This window comes from Burkholderia oklahomensis C6786, from assembly GCF_000959365.1.
GTDB classification, from domain to species: Bacteria; Pseudomonadota; Gammaproteobacteria; order Burkholderiales; family Burkholderiaceae; genus Burkholderia; species Burkholderia oklahomensis.
This window is the reverse complement of the sequence record NZ_CP009556.1, coordinates 2,539,891-2,554,985: the sequence shown is the minus strand read 5'-3', so window position 1 is coordinate 2,554,985 and position 15,095 is coordinate 2,539,891. Positions and strand designations below refer to the sequence as shown.

The 15,095-nt window shown below is 68.1% G+C and carries 12 protein-coding genes; 8 read left to right on the top strand and 4 right to left on the bottom strand.

Translation table 11 applies throughout. The annotated features are described in order from the left end of the window. Positions 1-91: 91 nt before the first annotated feature. Positions 92-1,075 (bottom strand): LysR family transcriptional regulator, encoded by a 984-nt coding sequence (locus BG90_RS29005; protein WP_041281981.1) that lies wholly within the window; start codon positions 1,073-1,075, stop codon positions 92-94. A gap of 62 nt (positions 1,076-1,137) precedes the next feature. Between BG90_RS29005 and BG90_RS29000 the strand changes: the two genes are divergently transcribed. The 3 genes from BG90_RS29000 to BG90_RS28985 all read left to right on the top strand — a co-directional run bounded on the left by BG90_RS29000 (position 1,138) and on the right by BG90_RS28985 (position 6,274). Continuing rightward, the gene (locus BG90_RS29000; protein ID WP_025990177.1) at positions 1,138-1,746 is read left to right on the top strand and encodes a cysteine dioxygenase family protein; all 609 of its coding nucleotides are present in this window, start codon (positions 1,138-1,140) and stop codon (positions 1,744-1,746) included. Between the two features lie 492 nt (positions 1,747-2,238). Continuing rightward, positions 2,239-4,215: a rhodanese-related sulfurtransferase gene (locus BG90_RS28990; protein WP_107950984.1), complete on the top strand. Its 1,977-nt coding sequence runs from the start codon at positions 2,239-2,241 to the stop codon at positions 4,213-4,215. A gap of 853 nt (positions 4,216-5,068) precedes the next feature. Next, positions 5,069-6,274: a porin gene (locus tag BG90_RS28985; protein ID WP_010108492.1), complete on the top strand. Its 1,206-nt coding sequence runs from the start codon at positions 5,069-5,071 to the stop codon at positions 6,272-6,274. Positions 6,275-6,790: 516 nt separating this feature from the next. Here the strand turns inward: BG90_RS28985 and BG90_RS28980 are convergent. Next, positions 6,791-7,141 (bottom strand): hypothetical protein, encoded by a 351-nt coding sequence (locus tag BG90_RS28980; RefSeq protein ID WP_010108493.1) that lies wholly within the window; start codon positions 7,139-7,141, stop codon positions 6,791-6,793. A 386-nt stretch (positions 7,142-7,527) separates the two neighbouring features. Between BG90_RS28980 and BG90_RS28975 the strand changes: the two genes are divergently transcribed. Then, complete coding sequence (locus BG90_RS28975) at positions 7,528-8,322, top strand: enoyl-CoA hydratase (protein WP_010118243.1); 795 nt, start codon at positions 7,528-7,530, stop codon at positions 8,320-8,322. A gap of 55 nt (positions 8,323-8,377) precedes the next feature. Here BG90_RS28975 and alr read toward each other — a convergent pair whose 3' ends face one another. Continuing rightward, a complete protein-coding gene (gene alr / locus BG90_RS28970; protein ID WP_010118244.1) occupies positions 8,378-9,502 on the bottom strand; it encodes an alanine racemase in 1,125 nt (374 codons plus the stop codon). A gap of 532 nt (positions 9,503-10,034) precedes the next feature. Between alr and BG90_RS28965 the strand changes: the two genes are divergently transcribed. From BG90_RS28965 to egtD, 3 genes are all read left to right on the top strand, one after another. Further along, the gene (locus BG90_RS28965; protein ID WP_010108496.1) at positions 10,035-10,415 is read left to right on the top strand and encodes a DUF427 domain-containing protein; all 381 of its coding nucleotides are present in this window, start codon (positions 10,035-10,037) and stop codon (positions 10,413-10,415) included. Between the two features lie 166 nt (positions 10,416-10,581). Continuing rightward, a complete protein-coding gene (gene egtB, locus BG90_RS28960) occupies positions 10,582-11,814 on the top strand; it encodes an ergothioneine biosynthesis protein EgtB (protein ID WP_010108497.1) in 1,233 nt (410 codons plus the stop codon). 4 nt (positions 11,815-11,818) lie between these two features. Further along, complete coding sequence (gene egtD / locus BG90_RS28955) at positions 11,819-12,790, top strand: L-histidine N(alpha)-methyltransferase (RefSeq protein ID WP_010108498.1); 972 nt, start codon at positions 11,819-11,821, stop codon at positions 12,788-12,790. 102 nt (positions 12,791-12,892) lie between these two features. Here the strand turns inward: egtD and BG90_RS28950 are convergent, their stop codons facing one another. Then, complete coding sequence (locus BG90_RS28950; RefSeq protein WP_010108500.1) at positions 12,893-13,351, bottom strand: DUF3455 domain-containing protein; 459 nt, start codon at positions 13,349-13,351, stop codon at positions 12,893-12,895. A gap of 607 nt (positions 13,352-13,958) precedes the next feature. Between BG90_RS28950 and BG90_RS28945 the strand changes: the two genes are divergently transcribed. After that, positions 13,959-15,071 (top strand): patatin-like phospholipase family protein, encoded by a 1,113-nt coding sequence (locus BG90_RS28945; protein WP_025990179.1) that lies wholly within the window; start codon positions 13,959-13,961, stop codon positions 15,069-15,071. Positions 15,072-15,095: the final 24 nt, after the last annotated feature.

The following is a 15,095-nucleotide window of genomic DNA, read 5'->3' as shown; positions in this document are numbered from 1 at the left end:
GGTGAGCCGCGCGACGCGGCTGGACGGCGCGCGAAGCGCCGCGCCGCAGCGTGCGGCGCGCGCGCAGGAACGGGCGCGGAGAGATTCGAGCTCACGCGGCATCGCGCCGCCGCTTCGCGCCGCGATCGGCTCGTCCGCGCGACGTCCGCGCATCGACTGCCGCCTGCGGCGCGTGCGCATCGCCGAGCGCGCGAAACCGCGTCCGCGCGAGCTGACCGATCGCGCCGGCCGGCGCGGCGAGCCGCGCGGCGTCCGCGCGCCGCAGCGCCCACAGATCGATCTGCGGCTTGAAATCGGCGAGCGGCACGATGTCGAGCGCGTCGCGCAGCGGGCTGATCTCGACGAGCGGCAGCGGCACGAGCCCGAGGCCGAGCCCGTTCGCGACGCTTTGCAACTGCAGCTCGCGCCCGTACGTGTCGAGCGTGACGCGCAGCGTCAGCCGCTGCGCATCGAGCGCGCGTTTCAGGCTTGCGCGGAATCCGCAGCCGTCCGGGTTCAGCACCCAGCCGGCCGCATGGCAATCGGCGAGCCGGTAGCTGCGACGGGGGAAGTCGCCCTTGCGCGCGACGACGACGAGCCGCGTGCCGAGCAGCCGCTCGCCCGCGACCTTCGGCGGCAGCGCGATCTCGCGCGCGAGGAACACGAGCGCCGCGTCGAGTTCGTCACGGCCGAGCTGATCGAGCAGCGCGCCGCCCCAGCCGGTCGCGACCTGCGGCGCGAGCGCGGGCCAGCGGTCGCGCAGCGTCGCGAGCAGATCGAGCAGCAGCAGCTCGCCGATCCCGTGCGTGACGCCGAGCCGGAACGCGCCCGCGGGCGGCAGCGGCTCGGCGACGAGCTCGCGCAGCGCACGCATCTCGCGCAGCACGGCGCGGCATTGATCGTGCACGCGCCAGCCCATCTCGGTCGGGCGGGGCGGCTTCGTGTTGCGGTCGAGCAGCTCGACGCCGAGCGCTTCCTCGAGGTTCTGCACACGGCGCGTGATCGCCGGCTGCGTGAGGCCGAGCTCGGCCGCCGCCTGGCTCAGCGACTGGCAGCGGACCACGGCCGCATAGGCGTCGATGTCGCTTATTTTCATGTTTGTCTTGCATGGAGTTTGAGGTGCATCATGTCGAACAATCATATTCGAAGAGGCCGCCGATGAGCACGCGTTCTTTGCATAACGAATCCTCTCCGGCTGCATTGCGCGCGAGCGTGCCGCTGCGCGCGTTCGTCGCCGCGTTCGAGCGGCTCGTCGACACGCGGCCGGACGAGCCGCGCATCCTCCGCGAAGGCGCGGCGCTGCTCGCGGACCTCGTCGCGCGCGACGACTGGCTGCCCGCCGCGTACGCCCGTTCCGATCCCGAGCGCTACCGGCAATTCCTGCTGCATCTCGATCCGGCCGCGCGCTTTTCGGTCGTGAGCTTCGTCTGGGGGCCGGGGCAGACGACGCCGATCCACGACCATACGGTGTGGGGGCTGATCGGCATGTTGCGCGGCGCCGAGTATTCGCAGCCTTATGCGCTCGCGCCCGATGACGGCCGGCCGCTGCCCACGGGCGACGCGGTGCGGCTCGAGCCGGGCCGCGTCGAGGCCGTGTCGCCCGCGATCGGCGACATCCACCGCGTGAGCAATGCGTTCGCCGATCGCGTGTCGATCAGCATCCATGTCTATGGCGCGGACATCGGCGCGGTCGAGCGCTCGGTCTATCGCGACGACGGCGCGCGCAAGCCGTTCGTGTCCGGGTACTCGCGTGTCGATGTCGCTTGAGCGCTTGCTTCGGGTGGCCGGGCTTCGGCGCGCGCGGCATGATTCGGCGGCGCTGCCGGCGTCGCGCGGCGAGCGGCGCGTCGTGTCGCGTTCGTCGCACGTCGCATGCCGTGCGTCGGCTTGCGCCGGCACCGCGTTGCGCGCCGGGAGTCGATGCGCTTCGGCGTCGCGCCGCACGGCATGGGTCGTCGGTGCGTGTGGAGCGCATGTCGGCATGGCCGATCGTTCGATCCGGCGCGAAGGCGGTGCGCGCGGGCCGCTCGCTTGCTTCGTTTCGCATGTCGTGCGCATATGCGCGCCGTGCCGCGAAGTTTCGCCGCTCGGCGTGTTTTGTTTCGAGCCGGCATCGCGGCGCGCGACGCATGCCGATTCGATTCGGCGACGTCGCGCATGCGTTCGATCGATCGGTTCTTTTCTCGTGCCGCGCTTCGATACGCAGCAACGTCGCGCGGCGCATCGTCCGTCGTCCATACTTTCCATTGTCCTGATCCGATGAGCATCGATTCCGTGACCGATCTTTCATCCGCTTCGCATCGCGATGCCGCTTCCACGTCCGCTTCCACGTCCGCTTCCACGTCCGCTTCCACGTCCGCTTCCACGTCCGATTCCACGTGCGATTCCACGTGCGATTCCGCTGCGGCGTCCGCGTCCGATTCCGCGCACGCGTGCCTCCCGACGCTGTCCGCCGCCGACGTGCGCGCCGCGCTGCTCGCAGGCGCCGAGATCGCATTGATCGACGTGCGCGAAGAGGATCCGTACGCGCACGGCCATCCGTTGTGGGCCGCGAACTTTCCGCTGTCGAAGCTCGAACTCGAAGCGTGGACGCGCATTCCGCGCCGCGACACGACGATCGCGATCTACGGCGAAGCGCTCGGCGAAGATCTCGCGCCGCGCGCGGCCGCCGTGCTCGCGGCGCTCGGCTATACGCGCGTGCATCGGCTCGAAGGCGGGCTCGCCGGTTGGCAGGCGGCGGGCGGCGAGCTCTTCATCGACGTCAACGTGCCGAGCAAGGCGTTCGGCGAGCTCGTCGACGCGAAGCGGCACACGCCGTCGCTGTCCGCGCACGAAGTGAAGCAGCTGATCGACGCGCGGGCCGACGTCGTGATCGTCGACGCGCGCCGCTTCGACGAATACCAGACGATGAGCATCCCGACCGCGACGAGCGTGCCGGGCGCCGAGCTCGTGCTGCGCGTGCGCGAGCTTGCGCCCGATCCGGCGACGCGCGTGATCGTGAACTGCGCGGGGCGCACGCGCAGCATCATCGGCGCGCAGTCGCTGATCAACGCGGGGTTGCCGAACCCGGTCGCCGCGCTGCGCAACGGGACGATCGGCTGGACGCTCGCCGGGCAGACGCTCGATCGCGGCGCGTCGCGGCGTTTTCCCGAGCATGTCGAAGCCGAACGGCGCGAGGCCGCACGGCGGGCGGCGCGCGACGTCGCGCGGCGAGCGGGCGTTGCGCGCATCGCGTTGCGCGATCTGCGCACGCTCGAGTCCGACGATCGCACGCTCTATCGCTTCGACGTGCGCACGCCGGACGAATACGCGGCCGGACATCTGCCGGGATTCGCGAGCGCGCCGGGCGGCCAGCTCGTGCAGGAGACCGATCATCACGCGCCGGTGCGCGGCGCGCGGATCGTGCTCGCGGACGACGACGGCGTGCGCGCCGACATGAGCGCGTCGTGGCTGGCGCAGATGGGCTGGGACGTGAGCGTCGTCGAGCCGGCCGACGCGCGCGAGCGCAGCGAGCGGGGGCAGCCGGCGGCGCGCACGCCGCAGCCGGCGGAAAGCCCGACGGTATCGGTCGACACGCTCGCGGAATGGCTCGGCGTGAAGGCGGCGGAAGGCGATGCGGCGAACCGGCTTGCCGAAGGTCATGCTTCGCGGGCCGGTGCGAGTGCGCAAGATGCGCGCGTGCGCGAAGTTGCTCGCGAAGGTGTCGACGAGAATGCGGGTCGGCGAGCCGACGAACAAGCCGACGAACAAGCCGACGAAGCGCGGCGCGAGTCGCTTGCCGAAGGTTCCGCGCGATCGGCCGACGCATCGGCCGACGTCGCGGTCATCGACGTCACCACGAGCGCGAATTACGTGAAGCGGCATATTCCCGGTGCATGGTACGCGGTGCGCGCGCAGCTTCGCGATGCGCTGACGCGCATTCCGAGCGCGCGCCGCTACGTGCTGACTTGCGGATCGGGACAATTGGCGGCGTTTGCGGCGGCCGATCTGCGCGGGCTGCTTCCGGAAGGCGCATCCGTCTACGTGCTCGACGGCGGCACGCTTGCGTGGCTCGCCGCGGGCCTGCCGGTCGAGGGCGGCGAGACGCGGCTCGCGTCGCCGCGCATCGATCGCTACCGGCGTCCGTACGAGGGCACCGGCAACGCCGCGGAGGCGATGCAGGCGTATCTCGATTGGGAATTCGGCCTCGTCGAGCAACTGGGGCGCGACGGCACGCATCGCTTCGAAGTGCTTTGAATGCGCTGGGCGCGTGTTGCGAGCGGGCGCTGCTGCGAGCTCACGACACGCACCGGGCGATGAGCGGGGAAAGACGACGAGCGTCGTAACGACGTACGGCGCACGACATCCTCGGGCGCGACATCGCGCCACGGCATGGCGCGTGACGGCGGACGAGTTCGGCGTTCGTGGGGATTCGTTCGGGCGCGCTTCGCCGGGGACGGCTCGGTGGTTGAACTTCAAGCTCTGGGCTTCGGGTTCGAGTCCGATATGCCGCGTTCTCCGTTCTCCGTTCTCCGTTCTCCGTTTCAAATCCGAAGTTCAAGTCCCAAGTCCCAAGTCCCAAGTCCCAAGTCCCAAGTCCCAAGTCCCAAGTCCCAAGTCCCAAGTCCCAAGTCGCGGCGTGTGAAGAGAAGAGAGAAGAGGCTCAAACCCCAAGTGTCAAGCCCGAAGTGTCAAGCGCCAAGCCCTTGACATCGGGCATCGTGGCCGCATGGGCCCGGGCGTCGCCAGCCGGGCACTCAAGCTTCCAGGCGCTTGAGCGGCCGAGTTCTTGACCGCATCGGCGCACGGCTCCGGAGGTCTCGAATCGTCACACGAAAGCTTTCTGGAAGGCATCTGGAAGGACTGTGTGAATGTAAATTCGGGTAAATACCGGGTCGGAGGGAACCGGTTCCAACTATTGGCGCATACGCGCGCCAAACCCTTGCCGGTGCAGCGTTAAAACTAACTAGTTAGTGAATTCCTGCGTTGCGCGGAGCCTACGAATCTTTATTCTCCGTTTTGCAACAACGACGAATCGGTGAGAATGGCGGCCGCATGGACAGACCATGCGCATGACACACCAGAAGAATTTCTTGAGGACGGAGAATCAATGAAAAAGCGCACAGCGGTCGCGATGACGGCCGCCGGATTGGCGGCTGTCGCCACGGCGCACGCTCAGAGCAGCGTGACGCTTTACGGTATCGTCGATAACGGTATCGCGTATCAGAACAGCAGCACGTCGCTCGGTTCGACGACGGGCGGCCACTCGGCAGTGAAGATGTCGACGGGCGTGTGGGCAGGCAGCCGCTTCGGCCTGAAGGGCAGCGAAGACCTGGGCGGCGGCTCGAAGGCGATCTTCCAGTTGGAGTCGGGCTTCAGCACGGCCAACGGCACGTCGCAATTTGCGGGCGGCATCTTCACGCGTCAGGCGTGGGTCGGCCTGACCAACCCGGCGTACGGTACGCTGACGGCCGGCCGTCAATACACCGCGTACTACACGCTGCTGTCGCCGTACAGCCCGACGACCTGGCTCACCGGCTACTTCGGCGCGCACCCGGGCGACATCGATTCGCTCGACACCAGCTACCGCACGAACAATTCGCTCGTCTACATGTCGCCGAAGTTCTACGGCTTCACGTTCGGCGGCTCGTACGCGTTCGGCGGCCAGCCGGGCAGCGTGAACGCCGGCTCGACATGGAGCGCGGGCATCCAGTACATGAACGGTCCGCTCGGCATCGCCGCTGCGTTCCAGCGCGTGAACAACTCGACGCCGGGCGGCGGCACCGTGTGGGGCGCGAATTCGGCGACGTCGAACGGCGGCGCGCAGACGGCCATTTCGGCGATCAACAACGGCTATACGACCGCGCAGGCGCAGCAGCGCGTCGCGGTGACGGCGGGCTATCAGTTCTCGTCGGCGTGGGACGTGTCGGTGTCGTACTCGAACGTGCAATACATCCCGGGCGTGAACTCGACGTTCCGCAACACCGCGATCTTCAATACCGCGGGCGCGGTGCTGCACTTCAAGCCGTCGGCGACGTGGGACTTCGCGGGCGGCTACGCGTACACGCGCGCGACCCAGTCGAACGGCATCACGAGCGCGGCGCAGTACCATCAGTTCACGCTGTCGCAGTACTACAGCCTGTCGAAGCGCACCGGCCTCTACGCGGTCGAAGCGTATCAGCGTGCGAACGGCAAGACGCTCGCGGGCGGCAAGATCATCGACGCGACCGCGTCGATCGGCGACGGCTTCAACGCGTCGCCGTCGTCGTCGCGCAGCCAAGTGGGTCTCGGCGTCGGCCTGATCCACCGCTTCTAAGCGCGGCATACGGCGCGGCGCTTGCGTCGCGCGGGAAGTCGAGCGAGCAGCCGGCCTTCGGGCCGGCTGTTTTTTTGGTGCGCGCGACATGTGCGTGCGCGTGTCGTTCGCTCTCGCTCATCCGTGCGGATGGCGGCGATGTCGCGGCGCGCGACGAGTGCGTTCGGTTTTCGTGTGTTGCCGATTGGCGTGCGCGGCGTGCCGTATTCGGCCGCATTCGACAGCGGAAGAACGGCGCATTTTCTTGCGTGGAGGATGTGCACGCCGCGCGCCGCGCGTCGTTCACCCGGCCGTGCGGATGGCGGCGATCACGCGATGCGAGCGGCGTTCGTTCAGCGTTCGTCTATTGGCGACGGGCGCGCATCGATGTGCTGCACCGGGCGCGGGCGGAGGATGGAGGATGCATCGATGATCGGGCCGTTTTGCGGCCCGCATGCGAGGGCGAGGCGATCGAACCGTCTTCGTCGCATCCGCGTGATCGGCTGCGCGTCGACGCGCAGCCGCGATCGACGGCCTTCAGCGCGACACTTCGACGCCGTAGCCCCGCGTGCCGACGCGCAGCACGTTGCCGTCCGGCGTGAATTGGCGGGGGATGTCGGGCGCGGCGGGCGAGGGCGGCGCAGGCGTCGCGCGCGGCATGTCGTCGTCGATCGCGCGCGGCTTCGGCGCGATCTTCACGGCAGTGGGCGGATGATGCATCCGCGCTTCCACGACGCGCGGCGCGACGCGCTTGCGCTTCGCGGCCGGCGCCGGCTTGCGGGCGGACGGATCGTGGCGCGCGCCGGTGCTCGAGCCGGTGCGCGCTTCGGGCGGATTCCAGATCTCGACGTATCGCTCGCTTGCGAACGTCGAGGAAGTGAAAGCCAATAACAGCAACCCGTATCCAACTCGTTTCACTCTGTCTTCTCCGTGGCCCGTCTCGCGATGCCCGATCGACTTCGGCCGCCTCGCCGATGGGCGAGCGGCCCGTCGGACTATCCGGCGGCACGCGATTTTCGCATGGATCGCCGGCGGCGCGAGCTGTATGAATATACAGCTTTTTCCGGCGATGTCCACCGCTCCGGCGATCTCCGGCGGGCGGTGTCGGTTTTTCGCCGCATCGGCGGATCGGCCTGCGCGCATCGCTTGACGCGACGCAGTTTGATTCGGTCGGGATACCGTATACCTTTGTCGAAAACGCGCCGGGCGAGGCCGCGGTCCGCGCCGGCCCGCGCCGGCCCGCACCGGTCCACGTGCCAATCGAGGAGGACGACATGGAACCATCCAGCCAGGCGTCGGCGCCGCCGTTGCTGCGCGACGATCGCGACGGCGTCGCGACGCTGCGCCTGAACCGGCCGTCGCAGTTCAACGCGTTGTCGGAGGCGCTGCTCGACGCGCTGCAGCGCGAGCTCGCCGCGCTCGCCGACGATCCGCACGTGCGCTGCGTCGTGCTCGCCGCCGAGGGCCGCGCGTTTTGCGCGGGCCACGACCTGCGCGAGATGCGCGGCACGCCCGATCTCGCGTACTACCGCGACTTGTTCGGCCGATGCAGCCGCGTGATGCAGGCGATTCAGGCGCTGCCCGTGCCCGTCGTCGCGCGCGTGCACGGGATCGCGACGGCGGCGGGCTGCCAGCTCGTCGCGTCGTGCGATCTCGCGATCGCCGCCGACACGGCCCGCTTCGCGGTGTCCGGCATCAACGTCGGACTGTTCTGCTCGACGCCCGCCGTCGCGCTTTCCCGCAACGTGTCGACGAAGCGCGCGTTCGACATGCTCGTCACCGGGCGCTTCGTCGATGCGGCGACGGCCGTCGACCGGGGGCTCGTCAACGAGGCGGTGCCGGAGGACGCGCTCGATGCGGCCGTCGCGCGCACGGTCGCGGCGATCGTGTCGAAGCGCCCCGCCGCGGTGCGCTACGGCAAGGCGATGTTCTACCGGCAGCGGCAGATGCCGCTCGACGACGCGTACGCTTACGCGTCCGACGTGATGGCGCGCAACATGATGGAAGCGGACGCGTGCGAGGGCATCGACGCGTTTCTCGAGAAGCGGCCGGCGCGTTGGCGGGAGTGAGTGCGCGGGGCGTTCGGGCGCATGCGCGGGCGCGCCGCCGTCCGGCCGATTCCGCTCAGCGCCCGTAGCTTCCCGTTCGCGCATGCTCCGGCTGTGCCGCCGCGGCCGAATACGGATCGACCGCGACCGGCACCCGCCGCGCGAGCGCGCACAACAGCTCGTAGCCGATCGTGCCCGCGGCCTCGGCGACGTCGTCGACGCGCACCTGCGCGCCCCACAGCTCGACCGCCGAGCCGACGCCCGCGTTCGGGCACGGCGTGAGATCGACGGTCAGCATGTCCATCGACACGCGCCCGACGACTTGCGTGCGCACGCCGTCGACCGCGATCGGCGTGCCGGTCGGCGCATGGCGCGGATAGCCGTCCGCGTAGCCGCACGCGACGACGCCGATGCGCATCTCGCGCTCGGCCGTGAAGCGGCGCCCGTAGCCGACCGTCTCGCCTGCCGCGAGCGTCTGCACGCCGATGATCTTGCTCGTGACGGTCATCGCCGGTTGCAGCGGCACGTCGGCGAGGTGGCGGGCGGCGCCTGTCGGCGACGCGCCGTACAGGATCGTGCCGGGCCGCACCCAGTCGCGATGCGCGCGCGGATGCCACAGCACGGCCGCCGAATTCGACAGCGTGCGCTCGCCGGGCAGTCCGTCGGTCGCCGCGTCGAACGCGCGCATCTGCCAGTCGATCTCGCCTTCGTCGGCGTTCGCGAAGTGCATCATCAGCGCGATGTCGCCGATCGACGGCGCGGCGGCCGCGCGCTCCCATGCGGCGCGGAACGCGCCCGGCCGATAGCCGAGCCGGTTCATCCCCGAGTTCATCTTCAACTGGATGTCGATCGGCCGCGTCGTCTTCGCGGACGCCAGCAGCGTCAATTGCTCGTCGCCGTGCACGGCGACCGTCAGCCGGTGGCGGTCGGCGATCTCGACGTCCGCCGCCTCGAAAATCCCTTCGAGCAGCAGGATCGGCTTCGTCCAGCCGAGCTCGCGCACGCGCACCGCCTCGTCGAGGTCGAGGAGTGCGATGCCGTCTGCGTCCGCGAGCGCCGGATAGATGCGCTCGATGTCGTGACCGTAGGCGTTCGCCTTGACGACCGACCAAATACGCGAGCGCGGCGCTTTTTGCCGGACGATTGCAAGGTTGCGCGCGACGGCGTCGGGATGAATTCGGGCGACGATGGGGCGGGGCATGAATCTCTCTGCGAAGTGAAGGCGGCGGGCGTTTCGGTGCGGCTCGCCGCGAGGGTCGATCAGGGGCGCTCGTTCGGTATATAACCGCCGTGCGAAACGCCATTGCCAGTGATGGCCGCTATGGTATTTGCAGAGTGATGGTTTTATTTAATGTATTTGTCGCATTTTTAGTAAAAACTTGCGGGTGCGGCATGTGCGCGATGCGCGGCGGCGCTCGTGAACGGTTCGTTGCGCGCGACGGGCCGGAAGGGAACCTCGGCGAGCGCGGCGGTCTATGCGGAAGAGGCGACGCACGTCGGCCATCGATCGAATGGCTCCGGCCACGCAGGAACGAAATCTGCGAAGACGAGCCTCGGAGCGAACCGCGCGCATCGTCGTCCGATCTCCGCGCGAGCCGCAATTAACGGCGTTCGCAACGGTGATTGTTCGTTCGCTTCAACTTCAGAATTCGCGGCTCGCGCGTCGCCCGCCGCGCCCGAGCGGCGTAGGATGTCGCCGAAGTTCGACGCGTTTCGCAACCGGAGGTGCTTTCATGACCCAGTCAAGCCATACCGTCAAGATTCCTGGCCCGGACCATCCGATCACGATCGAAGCGACGGGCGAGCGTGTCGTCGTCAAGGCGGGCGGCCATGCGCTCGCCGACTCGCGCGACGCGCTCACGCTGCGCGAGGCGTCGTATCCGCCCGTGCAGTACGTGCCGCGCAAGGACGTCGACATGTCGCGGCTCGAACGCACGACGCACACGAGCCATTGCCCGTATAAGGGCGACGCGTCGTACTACAGCGTCAAGGGGGCCGGCGAGCGCGGCGTCAATGCGGTTTGGTCGTATGAAACGCCGCACGACGCGATGAAGCAGATCGCAGGCCATCTCGCGTTCTATCCCGATCGCATCGACTCGATCACGATCGGCTGACACCGTAGCCATCCACACAAACGGGGCGAGCCGCGAAAGCGGTGCTTGTCGCGCGCGACGTCGCGATTCAGGTCGCGGCGTCGCGCGCGTGTCCTATTCTTTGTTGCATGGGTTCGCAGGCGAGGCGTGACGCGCGCGAGCGAACCATCCAGTCGGGACGGTGCACATGACGAAGAACGAAGAATCGACGCGCAGTCTCGCGTCGGACCTCGCGCGCGGCTTCACGGACGTGCGCGGTTACAGCGTCGCGCTCGCGAAGCCGCTGTCCGCGGAGGATCAGGCGTTGCAGTCGATGCCGGACGCGAGCCCGACGAAGTGGCATCTCGCGCATACGACATGGTTCTTCGAGACCGTGATCCTCGCGCGGCATGCGCGCGGCTACAAGCTGTTCGATTCGCGCTATCCATATCTCTTCAATTCGTATTACGAAGCGCTCGGCCCGCGCCATGCGCGGCCGCAGCGCGGGATGCTGTCGCGCCCGTCGCTCGACGACGTGCATCGCTATCGGCGCCACGTCGACGACGCGCTGCTCGATCTGCTGCGCACGGCCGATCTTCCTTCGCTGGTCGCGATGGAGCCGGAGATCACGCTCGGCCTGCATCACGAGCAGCAGCATCAGGAACTGATCCTCACCGACATCCTGCACGCGTTCTCGCTGAATCCGCTGCTGCCCGCCTACCGAAGCGACGCGACGCCGGCCGACGACGCGCCGCGCGCGAACGGCGCCGCGCGCTGGCTGCCGCGGCAGGGCGGCATCGTCGAGATCGGCCACGACGGCCGCGGCTTTTCGTTCGACAACGAGCGGCCGCGTCATCGGACGATCCTGCGGCCGTACGAGATCGCCGAGCGGCTCGTGACGAACGGCGAATACGCGGCGTTCATCGATGACGGCGGCTACTCGCGTCCGGAGTGCTGGCTGTCCGACGGCTGGGCGATGGTCCAGCGCGACGGATTGAAGGCGCCGCTGTACTGGATCGCGTCCGACGGCGGCGAAGGGCTCGGCTGGCGCGAGTTCGGATTCGAAGGGCTGCGGCCGCTCGTGCGCGACGCGCCCGTCTCGCACGTGAGTTTCTACGAAGCGGCCGCTTACGCGGAATGGGCGCGCGCGCGCTTGCCGACCGAAGCCGAATGGGAGGCGGCGTTCGATGCGCCGGGCATCGCGCAGATGACGGGCCGCGTGTGGCAGTGGACGCGCTCGTCGTACGATCCGTATCCGGGCTTTCGTCCGATGGCGGGCGTGGCGGCGGAATACAACGGCAAGTTCATGGTCGGGCAGCAGGTGCTGCGCGGCAGCAGCGTGGCGACGCCGCCGGGACACGCGCGCGCGACGTACCGCAACTTCTTTCCGCCGGCCGCGCGCTGGCAATTCACGGGAGTGCGTCTTGCGAGAGATATCTGAAGGGATGGAAGCCGCCGCGGGCGTGGCGATCGAAACGATGCGCGACAGCGCATTCGGCCGCGACCTGCTCGCCGGATTGCGCCGCTCGCCGCGCAGCATCGCGCCGAAGTATTTCTACGACGCGGCGGGCTCCGCGTTGTTCGATCGGATCTGCGAGCTGCCCGAGTACTATCCGACGCGCACCGAGCTCGCGATCCTGAAACGTCGCGCGTCCGAGATCGCCGCGCAGATCGGCGGCGACGCGAACCTGATCGAGTTCGGCGCGGGTTCGCTGTCGAAGATCCGCGTGCTGCTCGATGCGTGCGCGGCGTCGAATCCGCCCGCGCGCTACCTGCCCGTCGACATCTCGGCCGACCATCTCGCGCACGCGGCCGCCGCGCTGCGCGACGCGTATCCGTGGCTCGACGTGCAGCCCGTGGTCGCCGATTATCTGCAGTCCGATCAAATGCGTGCGATCGAGCGTGTGCGAGGCAGGCGCGTCGGGTGTTTTCTCGGATCGACGATCGGGAATTTCTCGCCTGACGAGGCTTCGGCGTTCCTGCGGCGCGCCGCTTCGTTGCTGAAGGGCGGCGGCCTTCTGATCGGCGTCGATCTCGTGAAGGACGTGTCGATCCTGCATCGCGCGTACAACGACGCATCGGGCGTGACGGCCGCGTTCAATCTGAATCTGCTCGCGCGCGCGAATGCCGAGCTGGGTGCCGATTTCGCGCTCGATGCATGGGCGCATCGCGCGTTCTACGACGTCGAGCGTCAGCGCATCGAAATGCATCTCGTGAGCCGGCGCGCGCAGACGGTGCGTGTGGCCGGGTATGCGTTCCGGTTCGAGGCCGGCGAGACGCTGCATACGGAGAACTCGCACAAGTTCACGGTCGACGGGTTTCGCGAGCTGGCGCGATCGGCGGGGTTTGCGCCGGGGACGGTTTGGGTCGATGACGCACGATTGTTCAGCCTGCATTGGCTCGAGAGCCGCGGGTGAGCGGATAACCGGCCGCGTCGATGCGAGGCCGGACGAATGAGCGATGACGGCGCGCATCGTCGGACGCGCGCCGTCATCGCCGCGGAATGAGCCGGCTTGCTCTTACTTCCAGAAGACGTAATGCGCGTAATACGGCGAGCTGCCGACTTGATGCTCGGCCGAGCACGGCGTCGCGGGCGCGGCGCCGCCCATCGTGTCGAGGCGCTGCACGTAGCGCACGGACGCGAGCGAGCCGTTCGCGGTCGCGCGCGTCGAGAGGAGCAGTTGAGGAATGCTGCCCGCGTTCGGACTCGGCGCGTCGGCGATTTTCTCGCCGACGATGCGGCTGCCGTCCTGCGCTTCCCACGACGGGCCGGCGCCGTGCCGGATCACGGCGACGCCGGACGCGTCGTACAGCGTGGCTTCGGGGTGCTGGAACACCCATGCGATACGGTGGTTGCCGTCGTATTCGCACGAATAGATTTGAAGGCCGGCGGCGGTCGTGGCGAAGGCTTGCTCGGCGTTCTTGGGAATCAGGTTCGATGGAGGCGGGGCCGCGTCGGCCGCGATTGCGCTCGCCAACGAAGCAAGCGCGGTCGCAAGCCGTAGCCGTAGCGTGACGCGCCTGCGGTTTCGTCCTTGGGCGAGGCCCGGCGCGGACAGGGGGGGATTGCGATCGGGTTGGGCGCTTTCGTGCACGATGACGAGCCTCGTCGGGATAGGTCGGTCGAATGAAGCATAGCGCGTCTCGCGGCATGCGAGGCGCGCATGGCGGCGCATGTCGCAAAATCGGCCTTTGTGAATATTCGACACCGTTGAGCGCCGCGGACCGCGAATGCCTGTTGGCACGCGGCGCGCGCGGCAGTCAACGTGTGGAAGCGACATGGGGCTGTCGCCCGGCCAGTTCATCGATCGACACGCTTCCACGTATGTTCGAGACCACGATCGGCAAGCATTTGGCGTGCCCCTCGTCGGCAAGCGTCGGAGTGCATGCGCTCATCGCCTACACTTGATCGTGGTATTGAGGTCCGGCCAAACGTCGCATTCGGCGAAGCAATGCGTTGAAAGCGGCATGCGACTCGGGCAATCGATCGATGGCCGGCCCGGGTTGCGTCGGCGGCGACGACGCAACGGCGCGTGAGCCGCATCATCGACGTCGTATCGGCGGAGCAAATCAGCGGGGCGAGCCATGACCGTGAGTCAGCCAGCACGGATGGAATTGCCGGGGCAAGTCGTTCTCGTATTTCAGGGCGGCGGTGCGTTGGGCGCTTACCAACTCGGCGTCTACCAGGCGCTGGATGAATCCCGAATACGGCCGGACTGGGTCGTCGGCACCTCGATCGGCGCGATCAACGCGGCGTTGATCGTCGGGAATCCGCCGGAGCGCCGCTATCGACGATTGGCGGAATTCTGGAATCGGGTCACCGACCAGACCCGCCTGGACGTGACTGCCGCATGGCTCGGCTGGGACAAGACGCTTGCGGAGCTGATGATCATCGGCGGCGGCATCACGGGGTTCTTCCTGCCCAATCCGGCTTGCTGGCTCGGGCCGCTGGCCCGATTGGGCGTGGATCGCGCGTCGTATTACCTGGCGGCGCCGCTGCGCGAAACGCTGACTTCTCTGGTCGACTTCGACCTGCTGAACGCCGGGCACCCGCGCCTGACCATCGGCGCAGTGAACGCCTGCACGGGCGCCATGCGCTATTTCGACTCGCGCGACCAGCGCCTGACCGTCGAGCACGTGATGAGTTCGGGGGCGCTGCCGCCTGCTTTCCCGGCGGTGCGGATCGATGGCGAGCCCTATTGGGATGGCGGCGTCTATTCGAACACGCCGGTCGAAGTGGTGCTGGACGATCACCCTCGCAAGAGTTCGGTCATCTTCTCGGTGCAGATGTGGAATCCGACCGGCCCCGAACCGGAAAGCCTATGGCAGATATCGGAGCGACAAAAAGACATCCAGTACGCGAGCCGCACCGATAGTCATATCGCGCGTCAGCAGCAGATACATCGTCTGCGCCACGTGATCCGCGAACTGGTCAAGCGCTTGCCCGAAGCCGAGCGGGCGACGGCCGAGGTCAGGGAGCTGGCCGCCTGGGGCTGCCAGACCCAGATGCGCCTGATCAAGCTCGCCGCGCCTCGGCTCGACGGGGACAACCAGTTGAAGGACATCGATTTCACCCCGGCCGGCATCGCTGCCCGCCAGCGTGCGGGCTATGAGGAAGCGATGCGAGCCATCGCGGCGCGTCCGTGGGAGGCGGCAATGGGTCCGATGGAAGGATTGACCGTCTACAGCGCGGACTGAGCCGTATCGGGTGAAAGATGCATT

What these genes read in the sequence shown, in the direction of transcription:
- BG90_RS29005 (WP_041281981.1), bottom strand. Translation starts at nt 1,075, where the DNA reads ATGAAAATAAGCGACATCGACGCCTATGCGGCCGTGGTCCGCTGCCAG.
- BG90_RS29000 (WP_025990177.1), top strand. Translation starts at nt 1,138, where the DNA reads ATGAGCACGCGTTCTTTGCATAACGAATCCTCTCCGGCTGCATTGCGC.
- BG90_RS28990 (WP_107950984.1), top strand. Translation starts at nt 2,239, where the DNA reads ATGAGCATCGATTCCGTGACCGATCTTTCATCCGCTTCGCATCGCGAT.
- BG90_RS28985 (WP_010108492.1), top strand. Translation starts at nt 5,069, where the DNA reads ATGAAAAAGCGCACAGCGGTCGCGATGACGGCCGCCGGATTGGCGGCT.
- BG90_RS28975 (WP_010118243.1), top strand. Translation starts at nt 7,528, where the DNA reads ATGGAACCATCCAGCCAGGCGTCGGCGCCGCCGTTGCTGCGCGACGAT.
- alr (WP_010118244.1), bottom strand. Translation starts at nt 9,502, where the DNA reads ATGCCCCGCCCCATCGTCGCCCGAATTCATCCCGACGCCGTCGCGCGC.
- BG90_RS28965 (WP_010108496.1), top strand. Translation starts at nt 10,035, where the DNA reads ATGACCCAGTCAAGCCATACCGTCAAGATTCCTGGCCCGGACCATCCG.
- egtB (WP_010108497.1), top strand. Translation starts at nt 10,582, where the DNA reads ATGACGAAGAACGAAGAATCGACGCGCAGTCTCGCGTCGGACCTCGCG.
- egtD (WP_010108498.1), top strand. Translation starts at nt 11,819, where the DNA reads ATGGAAGCCGCCGCGGGCGTGGCGATCGAAACGATGCGCGACAGCGCA.
- BG90_RS28945 (WP_025990179.1), top strand. Translation starts at nt 13,959, where the DNA reads ATGACCGTGAGTCAGCCAGCACGGATGGAATTGCCGGGGCAAGTCGTT.